At 73.6% G+C, this 22,872-nt stretch carries 21 protein-coding genes and 1 pseudogene; 14 read left to right on the forward strand and 8 right to left on the reverse strand.

Features of this window, described 5'->3' with window-relative positions:
- Window positions 1-20 precede the first annotated feature (20 nt).
- The 6 genes from ACZ6RT_RS05470 to ACZ6RT_RS05495 all read left to right on the forward strand — a co-directional run bounded on the left by ACZ6RT_RS05470 (window position 21) and on the right by ACZ6RT_RS05495 (window position 6,323).
- Window positions 21-1,754, forward strand: a complete 1,734-nt coding sequence (locus ACZ6RT_RS05470; RefSeq protein ID WP_470152342.1) for a S8 family serine peptidase — start codon at window positions 21-23, stop codon at window positions 1,752-1,754.
- 323 nt (window positions 1,755-2,077) lie between these two features.
- Window positions 2,078-2,464, forward strand: coding sequence for a hypothetical protein (locus tag ACZ6RT_RS05475; protein ID WP_399194534.1), 387 nt, complete (start codon window positions 2,078-2,080; stop codon window positions 2,462-2,464).
- Window positions 2,465-2,738: 274 nt separating this feature from the next.
- Window positions 2,739-3,788 carry a polyprenyl synthetase family protein gene (locus ACZ6RT_RS05480; RefSeq protein WP_470152343.1) on the forward strand — a complete coding sequence of 350 codons (1,050 nt, stop codon included), beginning with the start codon at window positions 2,739-2,741 and terminating at the stop codon, window positions 3,786-3,788.
- Window positions 3,785-5,245, forward strand: a complete 1,461-nt coding sequence (gene crtI, locus ACZ6RT_RS05485; RefSeq protein WP_470152344.1) for a phytoene desaturase family protein — start codon at window positions 3,785-3,787, stop codon at window positions 5,243-5,245. Before ACZ6RT_RS05480 ends, crtI begins: the two co-directional genes overlap by 4 nt.
- Window positions 5,242-6,153, forward strand: a complete 912-nt coding sequence (locus ACZ6RT_RS05490; protein WP_470152345.1) for a phytoene/squalene synthase family protein — start codon at window positions 5,242-5,244, stop codon at window positions 6,151-6,153. Before crtI ends, ACZ6RT_RS05490 begins: the two co-directional genes overlap by 4 nt.
- A gap of 23 nt (window positions 6,154-6,176) precedes the next feature.
- Window positions 6,177-6,323: a hypothetical protein gene (locus ACZ6RT_RS05495; protein WP_470152346.1), complete on the forward strand. Its 147-nt coding sequence runs from the start codon at window positions 6,177-6,179 to the stop codon at window positions 6,321-6,323.
- A 31-nt stretch (window positions 6,324-6,354) separates the two neighbouring features.
- Here the strand turns inward: ACZ6RT_RS05495 and ACZ6RT_RS05500 are convergent, their stop codons facing one another.
- From ACZ6RT_RS05500 to ACZ6RT_RS05515, 4 genes are all read right to left on the reverse strand, one after another.
- A complete protein-coding gene (locus ACZ6RT_RS05500) occupies window positions 6,355-7,143 on the reverse strand; it encodes a spheroidene monooxygenase (protein WP_470152347.1) in 789 nt (262 codons plus the stop codon).
- An 81-nt stretch (window positions 7,144-7,224) separates the two neighbouring features.
- Window positions 7,225-8,445: a glycosyltransferase family 2 protein gene (locus ACZ6RT_RS05505; protein ID WP_470152348.1), complete on the reverse strand. Its 1,221-nt coding sequence runs from the start codon at window positions 8,443-8,445 to the stop codon at window positions 7,225-7,227.
- Window positions 8,446-8,483: 38 nt separating this feature from the next.
- Window positions 8,484-9,956 carry a phytoene desaturase family protein gene (locus ACZ6RT_RS05510; protein WP_470152349.1) on the reverse strand — a complete coding sequence of 491 codons (1,473 nt, stop codon included), beginning with the start codon at window positions 9,954-9,956 and terminating at the stop codon, window positions 8,484-8,486.
- The gene (locus ACZ6RT_RS05515; protein ID WP_470152350.1) at window positions 9,944-10,780 is read right to left on the reverse strand and encodes a carotenoid biosynthesis protein; all 837 of its coding nucleotides are present in this window, start codon (window positions 10,778-10,780) and stop codon (window positions 9,944-9,946) included. The genes ACZ6RT_RS05510 and ACZ6RT_RS05515 overlap by 13 nt, the downstream gene beginning before the upstream one ends.
- Window positions 10,781-10,994: 214 nt before the next feature.
- Between ACZ6RT_RS05515 and ACZ6RT_RS05520 the strand changes: the two genes are divergently transcribed.
- The 4 genes and pseudogenes from ACZ6RT_RS05520 to ACZ6RT_RS05535 all read left to right on the forward strand — a co-directional run bounded on the left by ACZ6RT_RS05520 (window position 10,995) and on the right by ACZ6RT_RS05535 (window position 16,235).
- On the forward strand, window positions 10,995-11,738 hold the full coding sequence (locus ACZ6RT_RS05520; protein ID WP_399194552.1) for a sulfite exporter TauE/SafE family protein: 744 nt from the start codon (window positions 10,995-10,997) through the stop codon (window positions 11,736-11,738).
- 112 nt (window positions 11,739-11,850) lie between these two features.
- On the forward strand, window positions 11,851-12,987 hold the full coding sequence (locus tag ACZ6RT_RS05525) for a sensor histidine kinase (RefSeq protein WP_470152351.1): 1,137 nt from the start codon (window positions 11,851-11,853) through the stop codon (window positions 12,985-12,987).
- Entirely contained in the window at window positions 12,978-13,622 is a 645-nt protein-coding gene (locus tag ACZ6RT_RS05530; protein WP_399194556.1) for a response regulator, read from the forward strand. Before ACZ6RT_RS05525 ends, ACZ6RT_RS05530 begins: the two co-directional genes overlap by 10 nt.
- A gap of 293 nt (window positions 13,623-13,915) precedes the next feature.
- Window positions 13,916-16,235: pseudogene (locus ACZ6RT_RS05535) on the forward strand (FdhF/YdeP family oxidoreductase).
- 72 nt (window positions 16,236-16,307) lie between these two features.
- On the opposite strand, the gene soxR reads toward ACZ6RT_RS05535, so the two are convergent.
- Window positions 16,308-16,781: a redox-sensitive transcriptional activator SoxR gene (gene soxR / locus ACZ6RT_RS05540; RefSeq protein WP_399194560.1), complete on the reverse strand. Its 474-nt coding sequence runs from the start codon at window positions 16,779-16,781 to the stop codon at window positions 16,308-16,310.
- A 52-nt stretch (window positions 16,782-16,833) separates the two neighbouring features.
- On the opposite strand from soxR, the gene ACZ6RT_RS05545 reads away from it, so the two are divergent.
- Window positions 16,834-17,685: an NAD(P)H-binding protein gene (locus ACZ6RT_RS05545; protein ID WP_470152352.1), complete on the forward strand. Its 852-nt coding sequence runs from the start codon at window positions 16,834-16,836 to the stop codon at window positions 17,683-17,685.
- Window positions 17,686-17,798: 113 nt separating this feature from the next.
- Here ACZ6RT_RS05545 and ACZ6RT_RS05550 read toward each other — a convergent pair whose 3' ends face one another.
- Both ACZ6RT_RS05550 and ACZ6RT_RS05555 read right to left on the reverse strand, forming a co-directional pair.
- Window positions 17,799-19,085, reverse strand: coding sequence for a glycosyltransferase family 4 protein (locus ACZ6RT_RS05550; RefSeq protein ID WP_470152353.1), 1,287 nt, complete (start codon window positions 19,083-19,085; stop codon window positions 17,799-17,801).
- A 221-nt stretch (window positions 19,086-19,306) separates the two neighbouring features.
- Complete coding sequence (locus ACZ6RT_RS05555; protein ID WP_470152354.1) at window positions 19,307-19,684, reverse strand: hypothetical protein; 378 nt, start codon at window positions 19,682-19,684, stop codon at window positions 19,307-19,309.
- A gap of 184 nt (window positions 19,685-19,868) precedes the next feature.
- On the opposite strand from ACZ6RT_RS05555, the gene ACZ6RT_RS05560 reads away from it, so the two are divergent.
- A complete protein-coding gene (locus ACZ6RT_RS05560) occupies window positions 19,869-20,384 on the forward strand; it encodes a SigE family RNA polymerase sigma factor (protein WP_470152355.1) in 516 nt (171 codons plus the stop codon).
- The gene (locus ACZ6RT_RS05565) at window positions 20,371-21,177 is read left to right on the forward strand and encodes a hypothetical protein (protein WP_470152356.1); all 807 of its coding nucleotides are present in this window, start codon (window positions 20,371-20,373) and stop codon (window positions 21,175-21,177) included. The genes ACZ6RT_RS05560 and ACZ6RT_RS05565 overlap by 14 nt, the downstream gene beginning before the upstream one ends.
- Window positions 21,178-21,405: 228 nt before the next feature.
- Here ACZ6RT_RS05565 and ACZ6RT_RS05570 read toward each other — a convergent pair whose 3' ends face one another.
- Entirely contained in the window at window positions 21,406-22,371 is a 966-nt protein-coding gene (locus ACZ6RT_RS05570; RefSeq protein ID WP_470152357.1) for a helix-turn-helix transcriptional regulator, read from the reverse strand.
- A gap of 63 nt (window positions 22,372-22,434) precedes the next feature.
- Between ACZ6RT_RS05570 and ACZ6RT_RS05575 the strand changes: the two genes are divergently transcribed.
- A complete protein-coding gene (locus ACZ6RT_RS05575; RefSeq protein WP_470152358.1) occupies window positions 22,435-22,821 on the forward strand; it encodes a VOC family protein in 387 nt (128 codons plus the stop codon).
- Window positions 22,822-22,872: the final 51 nt, after the last annotated feature.

Genomic DNA, 22,872 nt, shown 5'->3' on the forward strand with positions numbered 1-22,872 from the left:
TCGGATATACGGAGGTATATGTGAAACGCTTCATCATCACCGCGGCCGTCGCCACCCTCGCGGCGACCGCGCTGGTGCCACCGGCGCAGGCTCGGCAGGCCGTCGCCGCACAGGGCGCGGAGACCGAGTACGTGGTCCTGTACAGCGAGGGGGCGAACCCCGCGGACGCCCAGCAGGCCATCAAGGCGGCCGGCGGAAGCATCGTCAAGGAGAACACCGCGGTCGGCCTGGCCACCGTCACCACGACGAACACCGGCTTCGCCGAGGCGATGCGCGGTGCGGCCTCGATCGAGGGCGCCGCCCACAACCGCTCCATCGGCAGCGTGCCCACCGCCAGGAAGGGTGTCGCGACCCGGACGGCCAACGAGGCCAAGGCCGTGGAGAAGGACGGTCACGGCGCGCCCGCCTCCACCTCCGCCGCCGCCACCGGCAAGTCCGCCCCCGCCGCCGAGCCCCTGGCCGACCTGCAGTGGGACATGAAGCAGATCCGCGCGACCGTGGAAGGCTCCTACCGCTACCAGCAGGGTGACCGCGGCGTCCTGGTCGGCATCCTCGACACCGGCGTGGACGGGTCCCACCCCGACATCGCGCCGAACTTCAACAGCCGGCTGAGCCGCAACTTCACCGTCGACGTCCCCGTGGACGCGAACGGCGCCGAGGTCGACGGTCCCTGCGAGGCCGAGGCCGACCGTTCCTGCAACGACGCCGCGGACGTCGACGAGAACGACCACGGCACGCACGTGGCGTCGTCGATCGCCTCGCCCATCAACGGGCTGGGCATCGCGGGCGTGGCCCCCAAGGTCTCGATCGTGAACCTGCGGGCGGGCCAGGACTCCGGCTACTTCTTCCTGCAGCCCAGCGTCGACGCGCTGACCTACGCCGCCGACAACGGCATCGACGTGGTCAACATGAGCTACTACCTCGACCCGTGGCTGTTCAACTGCGTCGACAACCCCGCCGACTCCCCGGCCGACCAGCTGGAGCAGGCCACCGTCATCAAGGCCACCCAGCGGGCGCTGAACTACGCGCACGCCAAGGGCGTGACCCTGGTGGCGGCCGCGGGCAACGGCGCCAGCGACTACACCAAGGAGCTCATCGACTCCTCCAGCCCCGACTTCGCCAGCGTGCCCGGCGAGCGCCCCTACACCCGCACGATCCCCCCGAGCTGCGTCTCCATGCCGGCCGAGGGCAAGCACGTCGTCTCGGTCTCCTCGACCGGCATCAGCAAGCGCAAGGCGTACTACTCCAACTACGGCAACGGCTACATCGACGTCGCCTCCCCGGGCGGTGACGTCTACGACACCCCGGCGAACACCCGTGACGTGACCAAGGGCACCCTGTCGGCCTACCCCAGGGCCCTGGCCGAGGAGCGTGGCGAGCTCAACGCCGACGGCACGCCCAACGTCGCCCACGTGGTCCGGAGCTGCCGCGGTGACGTCTGCGCCTACTACCAGTACCTGCAGGGCACCTCGATGGCCTCACCGCGCGCCGCGGGCGTGGCCGCGCTGATCGTCAGCAGGTTCGGCCTGCCCGACCGGGCGCACGGCGGCAAGAAGCTCGCGCCCGCCGTGGTGGAGACGGTCCTGAAGGCCACCGCGACCAGGACGGCCTGCCCGACCCCGCCCGCCTACACCTACACCAGGCACCTGCCGGACGGCACCACGAGCGTCACCACGCACACCTGTGAGGGAAGCAAGCTGCGCAACGGCTTCTACGGTCACGGGATCGTCGACGCCCTGAGGGCGGTCCGCTGACCTGACCCCGGCGCTCCGCGCCCGTCACGACGGCCGTCCGGCCACCCGGTCATCACCGGTGTGGCCGGACGGCCGTTCGCGTTCCCGCCCGCACCCGGGCCTGTCCCCCCGCACCCGGGCTCGTCTCACGGCCGCACCCGGGCCCGTCCCACGGCCGCACCCGAGCCTGTTCCCGCCCGTACCCGGGCCCGTCTCACGTCCCGGCACGCAGGGACGTGCCGCGATCGCCGGACCGGCCGGCCGGGGGGTGCCACGACGTCGCCGTCGACGGCGAACGGCTCATCCGCCCCCGGAGCGGGCCCCGGCCGGGGCAGAATGGCCTCATGACCACGGTCGTTCACCTTGAGACCTTCGTCGACCTCGACGAGCGGCACGACGACGACCCGCGCCGGGTGTCGGCGTCGGCGACGCTCTCGGCCGTTCTCGACGACGGCCGCCGGATCACGCTGCTCGACGACCGGGGGTGGGGCAGCACCGGACTGTGGGAGACGACCACGGCCGGCGAGATCGAGGCCACCGCGCTGACCGTCGTCGGCCCGGACGAGCCGGCCGAGGGCGGGACCCACGAGGAGGCGGCGGTGGCGTACTGGACGCACCTGGCCGCCGCTCTGCGGGAGCGCGGCGTGGCGGCGGACCCGGACACGCTGAGGTCGCTCCCGCACGCCGTCGTGCTCGGCGACCGCCTGCGCGGCCGTATGACAACGGGCTGACCGGCAGCGCGGCCGTCCCGCCTTCGGCGTCCGCGCCCGTCGCCCGCGGACGCCTCCCGCACTCTGCCCTCGCGCCCGGTCCCGGCGCGGGCGATCCGCATGGTTTCGCAGCATCTTTACGCCTTCTTGCGCGATGAGTTGATTTACCCGCAGCCCGCCCCGGGGATGGGTCGCCCGACGCCGTCGGCCACGGGTCGCGAGCCTGCCGCCGGAAGACGCATCCGAACGCGGTCCCGCTTGCGAATTCCTCTATCGACGCAAAGGAGTGATGCCCATGGCCGCCGTCACCCGCGAGACCGACCGGCTCCGTGAGCGGATGGACGACCATCTCGACCGGCTTCTCGAACGTGAGGCGGCCAAGCTCGCCTTTCTCGGCGACGACCTGGACGTGATACGCGACGTGCTGCTCGGCTTCGTCCGCGCGGGCGGGAAGCGGCTGCGGCCCTCGTTCGTGTACTGGGGCCACCGGGCCGCGGGCGGTTCCCCCGAGGACGAGGCGGTGCTCGCCGCGGGCTGCGCGGTGGAGCTGATGCACGCCTGCGCCCTCATCCTGGACGACGTCATGGACGAGGCCGCCACGCGGCGCGGGCGGACCACGGCGCACCTGGTGCTCGCCGGTCACCACCGCTCCCGCGACTGGCTGGGCGACCCGGGACGGTTCGGGGAGTCCACCGCCACCCTGTTCGGCGTGCTCGCCTACACCTGGGCCGACGTGGCCCTGCTGGGCTGCGGGGACGGGCTCCCCGCCGCCCTGGAGGTGTTCAACCGGCTCCGCAGCGAGGTCGTGGGCGGCCAGTACCTCGACCTGGTCCACGCCGCACGGCGGGGCGGGGACGTGGAGGAGGCCGGGCGCATCTCCACCTACAAGTCCGGCAAGTACACCGTCGAGCGCCCCCTGCACCTGGGCCACGCCGTCGCGGGCGGGCCTCCCCGGTTGCGCCGGGTGCTCAGCGCGTACGCGCTCCCGCTGGGGGAGGCGTTCCAGCTCCGCGACGACGTGCTCGGCGTGTTCGGCGACCCGGCCACCACCGGCAAGCCCGTCGGCGCCGACCTGCTGCAGGGCAAGCACACCTGGCTGACCGCGGTGGCGCGCGAACGGGCCGGGGAGTACGGCGCGGCCCTGCTGGACGACGTCGCCGACGCCGAGGGCGTGGAGGCCGCGCGCGCCCTGATCGTGGCCACCGGCGCGCTGGAGGCCGCCGAGGAGCGCATCACCGACCTGGTCACCCGGGCGGTGACGGCCCTGGACGCGGGCGGCGTCCCGGCCGAGGCCGTGGACGGGCTGGCCGACCTCGCCGACCTGGCCACCAGGAGGAGCGCGTGAGCCCCGTCGTGGTGATCGGCGCAGGTCTCGGCGGCCTGGCCGCGGCGGTCCGGCTGGCCGCGGCCGGCCGCGACGTCACGATCGTGGAGGGGGCCCAGGTGCCGGGCGGCTGCTGCGGCACCGCCACCCTGGGCGAGTACCGCTTCGACACCGGCCCGTCGGTGCTGACCATGCCGGACGTGCTGGCCGACGTCTTCGCCGCCGCGGGCGAGGACATGGAGAGCCTGCTGCCGCTGCGGCGGCTGGACCCCTACTACCGGCTGCGCTACCACGACGGCTCGCACCTGGACGTGGTCGAGGGCGAGGACGCCATGGCCGAGCAGGTGCGCGCGCTGAGCGGCGCCGCCGAGGCCGACCGCTACCGGCGCCTGCGCGCCCGCCTGGGGGAGCTGTTCGAGGCCGAGTGGCCGGCGTTCATCGACCACGACATGACCCGGCTGCGCGACCTGGCCCGGCCGCGGGTGCTGGCCCGGCTGGCCGCCCTGGGCGGCTTCCGCAGCATGGACGCCCTGGTCAAGAGCCATGTCACCGACGAACGGCTGGTCAAGGCGCACACCTTCCAGGCCCTGTACGTGGGGCTGCCGCCCCGCCGCGCGCTCGGCATCTACGCGGTCATCGCCCACATGGACACCGTCGGCGGCGTCTTCTTCCCGCGCGACGGCGGCATGCACGCCATCCCGCGCGCCCTGGCGGCGCTGGCCGAGAAGGCGGGAGCCCAGATCCGGTACGGGGTGCGCGCCCTGAAGATCGAGACCGGGGCCTCGGGCGTCACCGGCGTCCGGCTGGACACCGGGGAGCGCCTGGCGGCCGGGAACGTGGTGGTCGCCTGCGACCTGCCCCGCGCCCACACCGGGCTGCTGCCCGAGGGGGCGGGCGACTGGCGGCTGCGCCGTCCCCGCTACTCGCCGTCCTGCCTGGTCCTGCACTTCGGCCTGGACCGGAAACTGGCCGGCCAGGCCCACCACACCCTGCACTTCGGCGCCCAGTGGGACGCCACCTTCGACGCGCTGCGCGCCGGACGGCCGCAGCCCGACCCCAACCTGCTGGTCACCTACCCCGAGTCCGACACCGGTGCCGCGCCGAACGGCCAGGCCACGCTCACCGTGCTGGAGCCGACCGCCAACCTGCGCGGCGAGGCCGACTGGGACGACCTGAGCCCGCGGCTGCAGGACCGGCTGCTGGGCAGGCTCGCCGACCTCGGCTACGGCGACCTGTCCTCGGCGCCGAGGCTCACCATCGACCCACCGGCCTGGGCGCGGCTCGGCCACTCGGCCGGCACCCCGTTCGCCCTGGACCACCGCTTCAGCCAGACGGCCTGGTTCCGGCCGGCGGGCGCGGCCCGGCGCGTCCCCGGCCTGCACTTCGCCGGAATGTACACCGCACCGGGGGTGGGGGTGCCCCCGGTCCTCATCTCCGGCCGGCTGGCCGCGCAACGCGTACTGGAGACCCCCCGATGACCCTGACCGCGAGTTACGAGTTCTGCCGCAGACTGAACGCCCGGCACGGCCGCTCCTACTACCTGGCCACCCTGCTGCTGCCGGCCTGGAAACGCCCGCACGTGCACGCCCTTTACGGCTTCGCCCGCTACGCCGACGAGATCGTGGACTCGTTCACGATGACCGGCGACCGGGCGCGGGCGCTGGAGGACCTGACCGTCCGGGTGTCCGGCGCGCTGGCGGGCGGCGCCCCCGCGGACGCCGCCGGTGACCCGGTGATCCCGGCGTTCACCCAGACCGTCCGCTCGTTCGGCATCGACCACGGCGACGTCACGGCGTTCCTGCGCTCGATGCGGGCCGACCTGACCGTCACCCGCTACTCCACCTACGACGACCTGCTGGAGTACATGGAGGGCTCGGCCGCGGTGATCGGCACGATGATGCTGCCCGTCCTCGAACCGCTGCCCGGCCTGGCCGGGAAGGCGCGGGAACCCGCCCGCCAGCTCGGGCTGGCCTTCCAGCTGACGAACTTCCTGCGTGACGTCGCCGAGGACCTGGAACGCGGCCGGGTCTACCTGCCCATGGAGGATCTGGACAAGTTCGGCGTCGGACCGGCCGACCTGGGACGCGCCGCCCCCACCCCGGCCCTGCGCGAGCTGCTGGCCTTCGAGACCCGCCGGGCCAGGGAGCACTACGCGCGGGCCGAGGAGGGCATCGACATGCTCACCCCCTCCTCCCGGCCGTGCCTGCGCGCCGCCGTCGCGCTGTACGGCGGCATCCTCGACCGGATCGAGGCCGCCCGCTACGACGTCCTCGGCGGCAGGGCCGCGGTGCCCAAACGGCGCAGAGCCGCGATCTTCGTACGGCACCTGCTGGCCGCCTCCGCGGCCGACCGCGCCGAGCGCCGCGTGACCGTCGAGGTCCCGTGAGCCGGTCGAACGGAACGGCCACCGTGTCATCGCGACCTGTGGTCGTCGACGCCATGGGCGGAGACCACGGACCCGTCGAGACGGTCGCCTGCGCGGTGGCGCGGGACCTCTCCGAGGGCGGGGCCGCCGAGCGGTCCGGTGACCTGTTCGGTGCGGAACCCGTCCGTTGAACGGGTCCCGTTGAGCCGCGCATCGGCCCTCTCAGGCCAGCGGGTCGGCGCCGTCCCAGGTGCCCTCGCTGGCGTACGGCGCGAACCGGGCGAACAGCTCCTCGGAGTACCAGCTCTCCGCGCGCGTCCGGCCTATCACCCGGCGGTGCGCGCGTCCCCGGTGGGCGAAGCCGCGCATCGCGTCCTCGTCGCGCCAGAGCGAGAACGTGCCCTGCCGGGCCAGCGGCCACTCGCCGACGCCGACCGAGGCCAGGCATCCGTCCTGCTCGGCCAGGAGCCGGTCCACCCCGGGGACCGAACGGTAGAACGGCACCAGCCGGGAGGGCCGGATCGACGCCCGGGTCAGCACCGCCACCGGTCCGCCCGTACCGCTCGCCCGACCCGTGCCGGTCGTCCCGCTCGTGCCGGTCGTCCTGCTCGGGACGGCCGCTTCCGCCGTCCCGCCGAGGTCGGCCGTCCCGGCCGGACCGGAGGATCCCGCGGGGCCGGAGGATCCTGCGGGGTCGGAGGATCCCGTGGGGGTGGGAAGCCGCCCGGCGCCCGGTAGCGGGCCGAACGGTTCCACCCCGTTCCACCTGCCGCGCGAGGCCAGCGGGACCATCCGTACCTGCCAGGACTCCCGGGCCTCGCGCCGCCAGCGGGCCGGTATCGGGGAGACGTCCAGGAAGCGGTCGAGGTCACCCTCCTCGCGCCAGACCGCGAGCAGCGCCCAGCGCCGCAGGTCCGCCCCCAGGCTGGTCGACGCCCCGCGGCCGGAGCCCAGCATCCGCCAGAACAGCAGCCCCGGCGTCCGCGCCAGCACCGGACGGTCGAACGCCATGTACGGCATCCCCCCTAAATCCGGATATCTCGTCAGATGGAAGGAAACGATGGTTCCCCTGCTCGTCTCGGTCATCGGCGGTTACCTTCTCGGGTCCGTGCCGGTCGCCGTGCCGGTCGCCGTGCTGGTCGCCCGCGCGTACGGGTTCGATCCTCGCGAGGCCGGCGACCGCGACCCCGGCTTCTGGAACGTCAGGGAGCGGCCCGGCCGGACGTCCGTCGTGCTCGCCGGGTAGGTGCGGCCCCGCCAGTGGCGTACCGGCCGCAGCGTGGCCTGCGTCAGCCGCAGGGCCGCCACCGGGTCCAGCAGCGGCGACAGCAGCACCCCGGGCCCCGGCCGGGCGTAGCTGCCGCGCAGCGCGCCGGCCAGCAGGAACCGTACCGTCAGAAGACCCAGGTCGAGCCGGGTCGGGCGGCCGGCCGCCAGCCGCAGCACGGGCAGCGCCTGGGCCAGCCACACCACCCCCAGGTCGGCGGCCTGCCAGCCGGGCCCGGTGACGTCGCGCAGCGACAGCGACCGTCCCCACTCCCGCCACACCCCGCCGGCCGAGTCGTGCATGTCGACCTCCAGCAGCCCCCCGCCGTCCAGGAACCCCACGGCCCACCCGCCCGCCGCCAGGATCCTGGCCAGTGCCACGTCGTCGGCCATGTTGCCGCGGACCCGCGCGAACCCGTCCGCGTCGAGCATCGCCGTGCGGCGGAAGGCCAGGCACTGGCCGTTGGCCACCGCGCGGTGCGGCGCGGGCGGCGCCGACGGCCCGATCGGGCCGAACCGGTAGACCAGCGTCGTCAGGAACGAGGCGTGCAGCGCCTGCTCGGCCACGCCCTCGCAGACGAACCGGGGGCCCACGCTCACCAGGTCGTACTCCTCCAGCGCCGCCGCGAGCGCGCCGAACAGCCCCGGAGAGGGACGGGCGTCGGCGTCCAGGGTCACCACGACCTCATTCCCGGCCGCCTCGATGCCCTGCTGCACCGCCCACTGCTTGCCGATCCAGCCCTCGGGCGGCGGCGTCCCGGCCACGACCCGCGCCCCCAGACCGGCGGCCAGGCGGGCGGTGCCGTCGCGGGACTCGTCGTCGACCACGATCACCTCGGTGACGGCCGGATCGGCGAGCGCGGCCGACAGGCACGGCCCCAGCCGGGCCTCCTCGTCCCGGGCGGGGATCACCACCGAGACGCGTGCCGTCGCCGTCGGCGCGGGGGTCCGCGGGGCGGCCAGCGGGGGCAGCCGCCGCCGTCCCCTGGCCAGCCGCGCCGCCACCGCCACCGCGGCCGCCGCCTGCAGGACGTTCAGGATTCCCATCGCCGTACCTCCACGCCGAGTCGTCCGTGCGCCGGATCTCATGCCCGCCCCCGGGCCGGGGAGCCGGTGGAGCCCGCGGTCCTCGCGGGGAAGTCCTCGCCGACCAGGGAGGACACGATCTTCGCGCCCATCGCCACCAGCGGCAGCCCGCCGCCCGGGTGCACCGAACCGCCCACCAGGTACAGGCCGCGCCGGGGACCCCGGTTGCCGGGACGGCGGAACGGGGCCAGCGGCCCCGAGTAGGCGCCGCCGTAGATCGAGCCGCCCCACGCGCCATAGCGGTCGCGCAGGTCGGCGGGGGTGAACAGGTCGACGAACCGCAGCCGCCCCGACAGGTCGTACCCCCGGCCCGCCAGCCGCTCCAGCACCAGGTCCCGGTACGACTCCGGCGACATCGGCCACCGCCCCGGATCCCGGGACGGGACGTTGACCAGCATGACCCAGTTCTCCGTGCCCGGTGGCGCCTGCGACGGGTCGTCCACCACCGAGCAGCCGATGTAGACGGTCGGGTCCTCCGGGGGCCTGCGACGCCGGAAGATGTCGCCGAACTCCCGCCGGTAGTCGGCGGAGAAGACCACCGAGTGGTGCCCCAGCCCCTCGGTCCTGCCCTCCACCCCGGCCAGCAGCAGGAACGCCGACGAGGAGGTGCCGAGCCCGGCGACGCGCCGCAGCATGCGCCGGTCCGGCAGCAGCCTCCCGTACAGCGCCGCCGCGTCGGTGTTGGCGACCACGATGTCGGCCCGCTCGGACTCCCCGGAGGCCAGGCGCACCCCGGTGACCCGGTCGCCGTCGGCGAGCACCCGCTCCACCGCGGTGCCCGGCACGACCTCCACGCCCGCCTTCTCCAGCATCAGCGCCAGGGCGTCGGCGATGCGCGGCAGCCCGCCGGGGACGTACCAGCCGCCCTCGCCGTGCTCGATCGCCGGCACGCAGCCCAGCGCGGCCGGGGCGCGGTACGGGTCGGAGCCCGCGTAGGTCGCGTAACGGCCGACGTACTGGCGCAGGCGCGGATCGGTGAAGAAGCGCCGGGCCAGGCCGTCGAGCGTACGGCCGGGGGCCACCGCCAGCAGGTCCGCCAGGCGGGCCTCGGCGGGCGGCGAGGTCAGCGGCCCGGTGAAGAACGTGCGCCGCGACGCCTCGTAGCAGTTCCGCGCCCAGTCGTGGAAGGCCAGCCAGGAGCGGCCCTGACCGGGGGCGAGCCGGTCGACCTCGGCGGCCATCCGGGCCGGGTCGCGGTGGGCCGCCAGCGTCGAGCCGTCGGCGAAGCGGTAGCGGCACAGATCGTCGAGCTCCACCAGGTCCAGCTCCAGCCCGAGGCCGATGAAGATCTCGGGCAGGGTCAGCAGGGAGGGGCCCAGGGAGAAGGTGAAGCCGTCCCTGGTGTGCTCGGCGAGCTTGCCGCCCAGCCGGGGAAGCCGCTCGTACAGGCGCACCCGGTGCCCCTGCCCGGCCAGCAGCAGGGCGGAGACCATGCCCCCCACGCCGCCGCCTATCACGATCACGTCCGGCATCGGTGCCTCCTGGAGAGCAGGGCGAGCGTTGCGAACAATCCCATCGAGACCCCTCCGGCGGCGGCGACCAGCGGGTCCGGCGGGTCGAAGACCGCCGCGAACCCCACCGTCTCCATGACCGCCATCACCGTGTAGATCGACACCAGCCCCCCGCTCCAGGCCGCGGGCCGGGCCACGACGCGCTCCACCGCGACCATGACCAGCAGCGAGACGAGGATCCAGCCCGCGAAGTTGCTGAGCGGGACACCCCGGTAGAAGCCGGGCTCGTGCCAGACCCACAGGCCCAGCCGGATCATCTGCGGGTCCAGGAACAGGTCCCAGGCGGTCAGCGCCAGCGCTCCCAGCACGACGCGCGCCGCCCGGCTCGCCGGTGCCACCGCGGCGGCCACCGCGTGCGCGGCCAGCCCCATGCCGCCCCAGGCCAGCGCCACGATCACCGGTACCCCGCCGAGCTGCGGGCGCAGCACACCGGTGTAGTGGTAACCGCCGAACGGCACGCCCGTCCTGATGCCCACCCACTCGGCCGCGTACCCGGTCACGACCACGGCGGCGAACGCCGGCGCGGCCCTGGCGGCGCCGTGGGTCACCGAGGCGAAGGCCAGCGCGCTCCCCGCCAGCAGCAGGACCACCACGCCGGTCAGCGCGATCGGCCTCGGCTGCAGTCCCGAGGCGACCTGCGCGGCCACCATCGCGGCCAGCAGCACCACACCCAGCGCGCCCGCCGCCCGCCTGGCGCGCACCGTTCCCGGCCCTTCCGGTGGTGGCCGTTCCCGCAGCGCGCCGAGCCCCTGCCGTCCGCCGTTCACCTGTTGGCTCTGCCCCATGAACGGTCATTCGAGCGGCTGGGCGCGGTCAGATTCACTTTGAGGTCCCGATCTCGCTCCGGGTCCCCGATCCCCCGGCCCGGCCGGTGCCGCGGGACGGCGCCGGGTGGCGGCAGGCGGCGGCGGGGCAGCGCCGGAAGGGTGCCGGAGGGGTGCCGGAAGGGTGCAGGGGTGGTGGCGGGCGGCGACCGGGGATGTGATTGGCTGTGCGACCGTGGACGTCGCCGAGGTGCTGTGGCTGCTGGGAGCCGGGACGCTCGCCGGGGTGGTCGGCACCGTGGTGAGCCTGGCCTCGATCGTCTCCTACCCGGCGCTGCTGGCGCTCGGCCTGCCGCCGCTGGCCGCCAACGTGACGAACACCGTGGCGCTGACCTTCCACGGCGTGGGGTCGGCCATCGGCTCGCGGCCCGAGCTGACCGGGCAGGGCTCCCGGGTCGTGCGGCTGGGCGGGGTCACCCTGCTCGGCGGCGCGGCCGGGGCGGCACTGCTGCTGGCGACCCCCTCCACCCTGTTCGAGGCGATCGCGCCGTGGCTGATCGCGTTCGCCTCGCTGCTGCTGGTCCTCCCGCCCAAGGTGGGACGCGGGCTCGGCGGCGAGGACGGGTGGGCGGCGCGCGCCGCGATGTTCGCCGTCGCGCTCTACATCGGCTACTTCGGGGCGGCGGGCGGAATCCTCATGTTCGCGGTGCTCTCGGCCGTGCTCGACGAGACGCCGGTCAGGGCCAACGCCCTCAAGTCCGTCGTGTCCTCGCTGGCGAACGCCGTGGCGATGATCGGTTTCGCCTTCTTCGGGCCGGTGCAGTGGACGGCGGTGGCCCCGCTCTCGGTGGGGTTCTTCCTGGGCGGCCTGCTCGGCCCGCCGATCGCCCGCCGGCTGCCCGGCCGCGCGCTCCAGCTCGGCACCGCCGCCTGCGGCCTGGCCGTCGCGGTCAAGCTCGGCCTCGACGCCTACGCGTAGGCGATCCCGTGCCGGCCGTCACCGAGGCGTACGCAGGGGTGTGGTTCTCCGCACCCCGCACCGGCCGCGCACCTCATTCCCGCCGTGCCCCGATCGTCCGTAGCCTCTGGGCATGACGGATCGGCCGAACGGCACCGGGGACGGCACGCGCATCGCCGCCGAGGGGGCGCGGCTGCTGTGGACGGTGGTCCTCGGCGCCGCCACCGCCCTGCTTGGCCTGGCCCTCGCGCTGCCCGCGCTGGCGTTCGCCGGCCGTCCGGCCGTGTCGCGGGCGGCGCGGCGGCTGGCCGTGTTCGAGGCCCGCCGCCTGCGCCTGGACCCCGTCGCCCTCGGGCTCGACGCGGGCCGCCCGGACGGGCGGGAGCTGCGCTACCTGGCGGCCAGGGTGCCGGTGGGCGTGCTCGGCGGCCTGGTCGTCGCCCTCCTCGTCATCGGCGCCGGGACGGCCGTCGCGCTCGCGTGGTCCTGGGGGAGGGGCCTGCCGTTCGACGGCATGACCCCGACCGCTCCGCTGCTCGCCTACGCCTTCCTGGGAGGTCTCGTCCTGCTGTTCCTGGACCTGTGCGGCGTGGCGGGGGTGCACGCGCTGGAACGGCGGCTGGCCGCGCGCATGCTCGGGTCCGACCCCACCGAGGCGCTGCGGCGGCGCATCACCGAGCTGGCCGAGAGCCGCGCGGGCGTGCTCACGGCCGTCGACTCCGAGCGGCGCAGGATCGAACGCGACCTGCACGACGGGCTGCAGCAGCGGCTGGTGGCGCTGTCCATGCTGGTCGGACGGGCCCGCCGGGGACGTCCCGAGCTGCTGGAACAGGCGCACGAGCAGGCGCAGCAGGCCCTGGCCGAGCTGCGCGAGGTGGCCTGGCGGGTCTACCCGTCGGGACTGGACTCCCTCGGCCTCGCCGACGCCCTCGCCGGGGTGGCCGAGCGCTCCGGCGTCCCGGTCAAGGTCGTGGTCGATCTGCCGGTACGGCCGCCGACGGCGGTGGAGACGGCGTCGTACTTCGTGGTCAGCGAGGCGGTGACCAACGCGGCCAAGCACGCCGGCGCCGCCGCGGTCACCGTCGAGGTCCGCGCGCACGACACAATGGTCGTCGTGCGCGTACGGGACGACGGTGTGGGCGGGGCGGACCCGCAGGGCGGCGGCCTGTCCGGGCTGGCGCGGCGGGTGGCCGCGCTGGACGGCCGCTTCACGGTGACCAGCCCGCCCGGCGGGCCCACCACGATCGAGGCGGAACTGCCGTGCGGGTGATCCTGGCCGAGGACTCCACCCTGCTGCGCGAGGGCCTGGTGCGGCTGCTGGCCGAGGAGGGCCACGAGGTACTCGCCGCCGTCGGTGACGCCGACGCGCTGGTCGGGGCGGTGGACGCCTGCGAACCGGACGTGGTGGTGGTCGACGTGCGGATGCCGCCCACCCACACCGACGAGGGACTGCGCGCCGCCCTGGACATCAGGCGACGCCGTCCGGAGGTCAAGGTCCTGGTCCTGTCGCAGTACGTGGAGAAGCGGTACGCCACCGAGCTGATGAGCGCGAACGTCGAGGGCGTCGGCTACCTGCTCAAGGACCGGGTGGCGCAGGTGGGCGACTTCCTGGACGCCCTGGAGCGGGTGGGGGCCGGGGGAGCGGCGTTCGACCCGGAGGTGGTACGGCAGCTGCTCGCGCGCACCAGCCACGCCGACCCCCTGACCAGGCTGACCGTCCGCGAACGCGAGACGCTGGAGCTGATGGCGCAGGGCATGACCAACGCCTCGATCGCCCAGGCCATGCACGTGTCGCAGAGCGCGGTGGAGAAACACGTCAACGCGCTGTTCGACAAGCTGGAACTGTCCCACACGACCGGCTACAGCCGCCGGGTCCTGGCCGTCCTGCACTACCTGGGCTCCTGAATCGCCTCTGAACCTCCCGCGTCGCCCGGCCTCCCGAGCCGACCCGGCGACCGCCCCAGCCTTATAGTGTTCCGAACCCGTGAGACCGCGCCGATGACCGGCCCGTGAGACCGCACCGACCAGAATCCCGAGCCGGTCGCCAACCGCCCCACCCTTATAGTGTTCCGAACCCGTGAGACCGCGCCGGCGACTGGACCGAGGAGCGAAGGAGCGAAGCGGATGAGCGACGAGGGAAGGAGCCGGGTCAGAGCGGTCTCACCGCGACGCGAAGCGTCGCCATAGACAGGAGTGAGATGGCCAGGAAGGCACCGCGCGACGAGGCCGGTGAGGACGGCCTCAAGGTCTCCCCGCCCAAGGAGTGGGCCGCCGGCATCCCGGGGGTGGCCCGGTCGCTGCTGGCCGCCCAGGCCCAGATGGGCGCCGGCCGTACCCTGCTGACCCTGGCCGGTGTCAACCAGAAGGAGGGCTTCGACTGCCCCGGGTGCGCCTGGCCCGAGGGTGATCATCGCAGCCCCGCGGAGTTCTGCGAGAACGGGGCCAAGGCGGTGGCGGAGGAGGCCACCGTCCGCAGGGTCACCGCGGACTTCTTCGCCCGGCACAGCGTGGACGACCTGGCGCGTCACACCGACCACTGGCTGGGTCAGCAGGGGCGCCTCACCTCGCCGATGCACAGGGCCCCGGGCTCCGACCACTACGTCCCGGTGAGCTGGCAGGACGCCTTCTCCATCGTCGCGCGGGAGCTGCGCGCGCTCGACGACCCGGACGAGGCGCTGTTCTACACCTCCGGCCGTACCTCGAACGAGGCCGCGTTCGCCTACCAGCTCCTGGTCCGCAGGTTCGGCACCAACAACCTGCCCGACTGCTCCAACATGTGCCACGAGTCCAGCGGTTCGGCGCTGAACCAGACCCTGGGCATCGGCAAGGGCACGGTCTCGCTGGAGGACCTGCACCGGGCCGGCCTGATCTTCGTCGTCGGCCAGAACCCCGGCACCAACCACCCCCGCATGCTCTCGGCGCTGGAGCGGGCCAAGCGCGGCGGCGCCCGGATCGTCGCGGTCAACCCGCTGCCCGAGGCCGGGCTGCTCCGCTTCAAGAACCCGCAGCGGATCTCCGGCCTGGTGGGGAAGGGCACGACGCTGGCCGACCGGTTCCTGCAGATCCGCCTCAACGGCGACCTCGCGCTGTTCAAGGCCATGTCGCTGCTCCTGCTCCAGGCCGAGGACGCGGCGCCCGGCACCGTGGCCGACCGCGACTTCGTCGAGACCCACACCCTGGGGTTCGACGCCTGGGCCGAGGACCTGCGCTCCCTGGACTGGGCCGAGGTCGAGGAGGCGACCGGGCTGGACCGCCCGGCGATCGAGGAGACCGTACGGGAGGTGCTGGGCGCGAGGTCGGTCATCGTGTGCTGGGCGATGGGCCTGACCCAGCACAAGAACTCCGTCGCCACCATCCGCGAGGTCGTGAACTTCCTGCTGCTCCGCGGCAACGTGGGCCGTCCGGGAGCCGGGGTCTGCCCGGTGCGCGGTCACTCCAACGTCCAGGGCGACCGCACCATGGGCATCTACGAGCGGCCACCGGCCTGGTTCCTGGACGCGTTGCGCGCGGAGTTCGGTTTCGAACCGCCCCGCGAGCACGGGTTCGACACCGTGGAGGCGATCCGGGCGCTCCGGTCGGGACGGGCCAAGGTCTTCGTCGCGATGGGCGGCAACTTCGTGGCCGCGACCCCGGACACCGCGGTGACCGAGGAGGCGATGCGACGTGCCCGGCTGACCGTGCAGGTCTCCACCAAGCTCAACCGTTCCCACGCGGTGTGCGGCCGGGAGGCGCTGATCCTCCCCACCCTGGGCCGCACCGAACGCGACACCGGCCCCGACGGCGGTGCCGGTGACGGGCGGTTCGTCACCGTCGAGGACTCCATGGGCCTGGTGCACGCCTCCCGGGGCAGGCTGGCGCCCGCCTCCGCCGACCTGCTCTCCGAGGTGGAGATCGTCTGCCGGCTGGCGGCGGAGCTGTTCGGCGACGACCCGCACGTGCCGTGGAAGGAGTTCGCGGCCGACTACGACGCCATCCGCGACCGCATCTCCCGGGTGGTGCCCGGGTTCGACGACTTCAACGTCCGCGTCCGGGCCCCGGGCGGTTTCGCGCTGCCCAACGCGCCCCGCGACGAGCGGCGCTTCCCGACCGCGACGGGGAAGGCCAACTTCACCGTCAACCCGCTGGAGGTGCTGCGGGTTCCGCCGGGCCGGCTGCTGCTCCAGACGGTCCGCAGCCACGACCAGTACAACACCACGATCTACGGCATGGACGACCGCTACCGGGGCGTGCGCGGGGGGGCGCCGGGTGGTCTTCGTGCACGCCGGTGACCTGGCCGAGCGCAACCTCTCCGACGGAGACCTCGTGGACCTGGTCAGCGAGTGGCCCGACGGGGAGCGCAGGGCCGAGGCGTTCCGCGTGATCGCCTACCCGACCGCGCGCGGCTGCTGTGCCGCGTACTTCCCGGAGACCAACGTGCTGGTGCCGCTGGACTCGGTCGCCGACACCTCCAACACCCCCACCTCCAAGAGCGTCGTGGTCAGGCTCGTCCTGCGCGCCGACGACCCGGAGCGCCCCTGACACGCGGTTCTCGTGCCCCTGGGAGACGGCCCGTGACCGTGTCCGGGGGCCTCGGTTACGGTGCCCTCCGGGTCAGCGGGGTTCGAGCAGGCGGCGCGGCCCGGCGCCCTCGCCGCCCAGGCGGTCTCCGGGGTTGACCAGGGCGCACTGCTCGAACGACAGGCAGCCGCAGCCGACGCAGTCGGTGAACAGGTCGCGCATCCTCTCCAGCCGGGCGATGCGCGCGTTCAGTTCCTCGCTCCAGCAGTGCGACGCCCGCCGCCAGAACTCCGGGGTCGGGTGCGTCCCCTCCGGCAGCAGGGCGAGCACGTCGCCGATCACCGACAGCGGGATGCCGACCGACTGGGAGGCGCGGATGAAGGCGATCACCCGCAGCGTGGAGCGGTGGTAGCGGCGCTGGTTGCCGGTGGTGCGGCGACTGCGGACGAGGCCCTGCCGCTCGTAGAAGCGCAGGGCCGAGGTGGGCACGCCGCTGCGCTCGGCCAGCTGGCCGATGGTGAGCTCCTTGGCCGCGGGGGAGGCGTCCGGCGGGGAGGCGTTCGTCATGCCCGCCAGCCTAACTTGACTTCAACATTGGTTTAAGTTCGACCATGGTCGCATGAACACTTCAGAGAAGATCCTGGTGATCGGCGCGACGGGGAACATCGGCGGGCACCTGGTGTCCCTGCTCGCCGAGGCGGCCGTCCCGGTGCGGGCACTGACCCGTGATCCGCGGCGGGCGGAGCTGCCCGGCGGCGTCGAGGTGGTACGCGGGGACCTGACCGAGCCGGAGACCCTGGAGGCGGCGCTGAAGGGCGTGGGCGCGGTGTTCCTGCTGTGGCCGTCCTTCTCGGCCGCCGGGGCGGAGGCCGTCGTCGAGGTGATCGCCCGGCACGCCCGCCGCGTCGTCTACGTCTCCGCCTTCTCCGTACGGGACGGGGACGAGGCGGTGCAGAACGGGGTGTGGGGCGAGGTCGAGGAGCTGCTGCGGAGGTCCGGGACGGAGTGGACGTTCCTGCGGGCCGGCGGGTTCGCCACGAACACGCTCGCCTGGGCCGACGAGATCAGGAACGGCGGCGTGGTGCGCGCACCGTACGCCGGCGCGGCGCGCTCGCTCGTCCACGAGGCCGACATCGCCGACGTGGCCTTCCTGGCGCTGACGCAGGAGGGGCACGGCGGCCGGAGTTACGTGCTCACCGGGCCGGAGGTCATCACCCAGGCCGACCAGCTCCGCGTCATCGGCGAGGTCATCGGCCGTCCCCTGCGTTTCGAGGAGCAGCCGCGGCAGGAGGCCCGCGAGCAGATGATCGCCGCCTGGGGCGACCCGGCGGTGGTGGACGCCTCGCTCGACTACTGGGCCTCCATCGTCACCGAGCCCGAGCCGGTCAGCGCGGACGTCGAGGAGGTGACCGGCCGTCCCGCCCGTACGTTCCGCGAGTGGGCACGTGACCACGCGGCCGGCTTCCGGTAGGCCCGGCACGCGTACGCGGCGACGGCCGGGGCTCGGGGAACGGCCGCCGGGACGGGTGCGGTGACCGTCTCCGGTCACCGCACCCGTCCTCCGCTACGGGCCGCCCCGTCCGGTCACCACACCGCGGTGCCCAGGGAGCAGGGCCGCAGGTGGGAACGCCTGCCCAGATCGTCGAGCAGGGCGTCCCACTCGGCGCCGACGACGTCGAGGTCGTAGCGGGAGGCGGTGCGCAGCGCGTTGCTCCCCAGCCGCAGGCGCAGGTCCTCGTCCTCGATCAGGCGGCGGACGCCCTCGGCGAGCGCGGACGGCTTGCCGGAGCGGATCAGCAGGCCGTCGTGCTCGTGGGTGATGATCTCACGCGGGCCGTGCGGGCAGTCGAAGCTGACCACCGGCACCCCCTTGCTCATCGCCTCCAGGATGGTCATGCCGAAGCCCTCGTACCGGGAGCTGACCACGTAGATCGAGGATCGGGCCAGCTCCTCGCCGATCTCCCTGCTGCTGCCCATCAGGAAGACCTTCCCGGACAGGCCCGCCTCCTCGATCCGCTCGCGCAGCCGCTGCTCCCGTTCGGGGGTGCCGCCGCCGTAGATGCGCAGGACCCAGTCCGGGTGCGCCTCGGCGACGTCCTTCCAGGCCTTGACCAGGCGGTCGAAGCCCTTGGCGTACACCACCCTGCCGATGGCGATCACCGTCTTCTCCCGCAGCGTGGAGATCTCCCCGGCCAGGGGCGGGACCGCGTTGGGGATGCGCAGCAGCCGGCGGGGGGCGTTGTTCTTCAGCGCCCCGGCGTACTGCTTGCGGTCGGCCTCGGTGAGGGTGACGAACGCGTCGAACCTGCCGTACCGCCTCTTGATGAGCCGCAGCATCTCGGGCTTGTGGGTCTGCAGGGTGACGTGCTCCTGCCCGACGGTGATGACGCCGGGGGGCGCGAGCAGCGCGGTGGCCAGGGCGTACGCGGGGCGGGTGGCGATGAGCACGCCGCCGTCCAGCGAGCGCAGGAAGCGGAGCAGGCGCAGGTCGGTCCAGAGCGTGACGGCCTGGTGGACGTTCTCCTGCTCGGGGACCAACCTGCTGGCGAAGCGGGAGAGCAGCCGGGCCACCGGTCCGCGCGGTCCGATCCTGTCGTCCAGGAACGACACCCGCACCCCCGGCGGGATCGGGAAGAACGGCTCCTCGGCCGCGCGGACGACGCTGACGATCTCCACGTCCCGCTCCCGCGCCAGGTACCCCGCCAGGTTCAGCACGGTCCGGATCGTGCCGCCCATCCCGTAGGCGTGGTGCAGCAGGATCCGGACCGTTCCCGTGTCGGGCGCGGGCGCCCGTCGTGCCCTTCTCGCATTGATCCTCCTCAGTGACCACAGCGCCGCGTTCACGAGCAGCCTGCGAATCTTCCCCGTCATCGAAAGTCCCGTTCGAGTGGTGTGCTCGTCCCACGTCGCGATCCCGCGGCCTGCCCGGCTCCGGGATCGCGACGGCCCCTTGGCAGGAGAGCGCGGATCGGTCGGTGTGGCGGTCGGTCAGGGCAGTGCGGGGACCGACGGTGCCGCGTCGGTCCAGCCGGCGTGGAGCACGATCTCCGTCGACGTCTTGTTCGCGAACGGCCTGCCGTCGATCGTGGTCCTCACGCCTTCCGGACCCGTACGGCCTTCTCGATCCACCCCCTCAGCCCGGCCGGGTCCGCGGGCAGCCGCTGCAGCTCCTCGTACGACAGCTGCTGACCGGCCACGTGGAACGCGTCCGAGCGGCCCTTCGCGGCGCCGGCCCGGCCCCTGTCCGGCCGGGTGGACAGGACGACGGTCATGCCGTCCGCCGACCGGTTCCACGTGGCCGGGGAGCCGTCGCGGCGCCACGCCCGTTCGTCGGCGGGGCTCTTCGGCCGCGTCCCCAGCCTCCGGGACCCGAACACGCACACCGCGGGCAGGACGGCCCCGATCGCCGTCAGCGACCGGGCCGGTGAGGTCGCGGCCTTCGTCTGTTGTCTCCGGTCATGCGATGTCATGACCCCTTATACGCCCGGCCCCCCGGGGAGGTTGCCCGCGTACGATCTTGAATTTGCGCGATCCGGGTTTGCAGGGCGTTCACCCCGGCGGGGTGACGCGACGGAATGTGAGATCGCCGGAGGTCGCGGGCAACGCGCGGTGCGACGCAGGCGTATCAGGGGGCATGACATTGGACGGACAGGAGTGAGCGAGGCCGGGGACAACGGGTTCGCGGCGTTCGTGGCCGCACGCGGCACGAGCCTGCTACGGGTCGCCTACCTCGCCTGCGGTGACGAGAAGGAGGCGGAGGACCTGGTGCAGACGGCACTGGAGCGCACCTATCAGCACTGGGACCGGGTGCGGTACGACAACCCCGAGCCCTATGTCCGCCGCATCATCGTCAACGCCTCCATCAGCCGTGCCCGGCGCCGGGCGATCATGCGGATCGTCCCGATGCACACTCCTCCGGAGTCCGCGGCACGCGAGACCGACGTCGACCTGCGTCACGTGCTGATGGACACCCTGCGCGCACTGCCTCCCCGGCAGCGCGCGGTGGTCGTCCTGAGGTACTGGGAGGACCTCAGCGAGACGCAGACCGCGGAGATCCTCGGTTGTTCGACGGGCACGGTGAAAAGTCAGGCATCGAAGGCGCTCGCCAAGCTCCGCGCGGCGATCGGCCCGGAAGCAGCGGAAGGAGTGATCGGGAATGTCCGCGCCTGAGAGTGACCTCCGCGCGCCTGACGACCTCCGGCGGATCATGGCGGACGAGGTCGAGAGGCTGCACGCCCCGCCGGACCTGGTGGAGCGGGTCCTGCGCGCCTCGCGCAGGAAAAGGGCGAACCGGATCAGGTTCACCGCCCTGGCCGCGGCCGTGGCCGTCGTCGGCGTGGTGACCCCCCTCTTTCTCGACCTCGGCCCGGACGGCTCGGCCACCGGGGGATCCCGGCCCGCCGGGCGGATCACGGTCTCCGGGACACCGGGGCCGGACGTCACCGCCGGGACCACGCCGGAACCTCCCGCCATCGACGACAGCGGACCGCCCCCCGCGTCCGGGCCCGGCGACCTCGGCGACCTCGGCGACGGAAGGGCCTTCAGGAGCATCCGGGTCGGGTACCTGCCCGAGGGCCTGCTGTGGTCCAACCGGTCCCTGGACCGGGGCGAGGAGTACACGACCTCGTGGGACTACGACGGTGACGGGAACGGCGCCTACTGCGTCCAGATCTACGTCCACGAGGGCGGGGCCGTCCAGGAGGTCGACGAGCGCGTCCGGGAGTACCGCGAGGAGGGGACGGGGAAGGAGGTGACCTTCGGCGACGACAGGACCGGCTACCTGGTCAGGCAGTGGGTCGGCGAGGACGGCGGGAACGGCACCCCGACCCTCTTCCTGAGCCTGGGGGAGGGGCGGCGGGTCGAGGTCATGCTCGGTCCCGGCTACGCCGACGACCTCGGGAGCCCCAAGGTGATCGACCGCGAACTGAGGAGGATCGCCACGGGTCTCAGCGCCGTCGGCTGACCCGCCCGGCGGCGCGGTCGCGGTAGGTCCGCACGATCCCGGCCGGCATGGCGGCGCCCGCGCCGGCGGCCAGGGCGTGCTGGACCACCGCCACCGTGAGGCCGGCGCTCCCGCAGGTAGGCCGGAGACCGATCGCCGGCCCGACGGCCACCCCGGCGAGCCCGATCGCGATGAGGCTCCCCTCCCAGACCGGTATCGCCGCGGCGCCACCGGACGCGTCCCCGCCCGTTACCGGGGCTGACCGCCCCCGTTGTCCTCGAACAGGTCCCGGGTACGGCGCAGCAGCGCCTCCCGTACGTGGTCCGGTGACAGGATCCGTAGCCTGGTGCCCAGGCTGAGGAGATATGCGGCGAGCTGGTCGGCGTCGTTGCCGCCGATCTCGACGATGGTGGCATCGGGGCCGTCCGGGCGGTGGGTGCCGATCGTGGGCGGGACCAGCCGTAGCGCCTGGTCCATGGGGTGCGCCAGCCGGACTGTGACATAGAGCGGGTACACGACGCTCGCGATGGACCGAGAGACGAGGAGCGCCGGGTCGGGCGGGTCGACGAGTTCGACGGTATGTCCGGTCGGCTGTACCTGTACCACCCGGTCGGCCCGGAACGTCCGCCACTGATCCCGGGCCACGTCCCGGGCGACGAAGTACCAGCGGCGGCCGGTGTGCACCAGGCGGTAGGGGTCGATGTCCCGAACGGTGACCTTCCCCGCGTGGTCGCGGTACGAAAGCCGGGCACGCTCGCCACGACGGCAGGCGGCGGCCAGTTCCAGCAGCGCGCCGGGTGAGATCTGACGTCCCTCGGGCCTGGGAGTGTGTACGAAAGTCGCATCCATCTCCCCCAGCCGGTCCGCGATCCGGGACGGTAGGACCTGCCGTAGTTTCAACAGCGCCGACAGCGCGGCCTGGTCGCCGCCCAGGACGCCGCTGAGCGCGGCCTCTCGCAGCGCGACGGCCACGGCGAGTGCCTCCTCGTCATCGAGGATCAGCGGCGGCACCCGGGTGCCACCGCCGAGGCGGTAGCCGCCCCAGGGTCCGGGGTCGGACTCGATGCCGTAACCGAGTTCCCTCAGCCGGGCGACATCCCGCCGGACCGTGCGGTCGGTGACCGCCATTCGCTCGGCCAGCTCGCGGCAGGTCCACGCCGGTCGGGTGGACAGCAGCGAGACCAGTCGCAGCAGGCGGGCGGAGGTGCTGATCACATCCGGAAGTGTTCCCCATGACCAGGACCGGAACTGTCCTGGTCCCGTCATAGCCTCCTCCCCATGAGTACCGAACCCGCATCCGGACCCGCGATCCGCTTGCTGTCCGTCGACTTCGACTGCCCGGACCCCGCCGAGCTGGCCCGCTTCTACGGCGACGCGCTCGGCTTGCCCGTCGCCTACTCCAGCGACGACTTCGTCCTGCTCGGCCGGGAGGGTTCACCTGGAATGGGCTTCATCCGGGTGGCCGACTACCGGCGTCCGACCTGGCCGGACCCGTCCCAGGGCAAGCAGGCTCACATGGAACTGGGCGTCGACGATCTGGACGCCGCCCACGCACGGATGCTGGCACTGGGCGCCATGGAACCCCCTGTCCAACCGCACCCCGATCAGCGCAGGGTCCTGCTGGACCCCGCGGGCCACCCCTTCTGCATCTCCACGCAGGACTGAGCGTCGGCGGTCGGCCGACGACCACGCCCACGCGCCCACGCAAGGTGGCGA

It is taken from the genome of Streptosporangium sp. NPDC050148 (genome assembly GCF_055586505.1).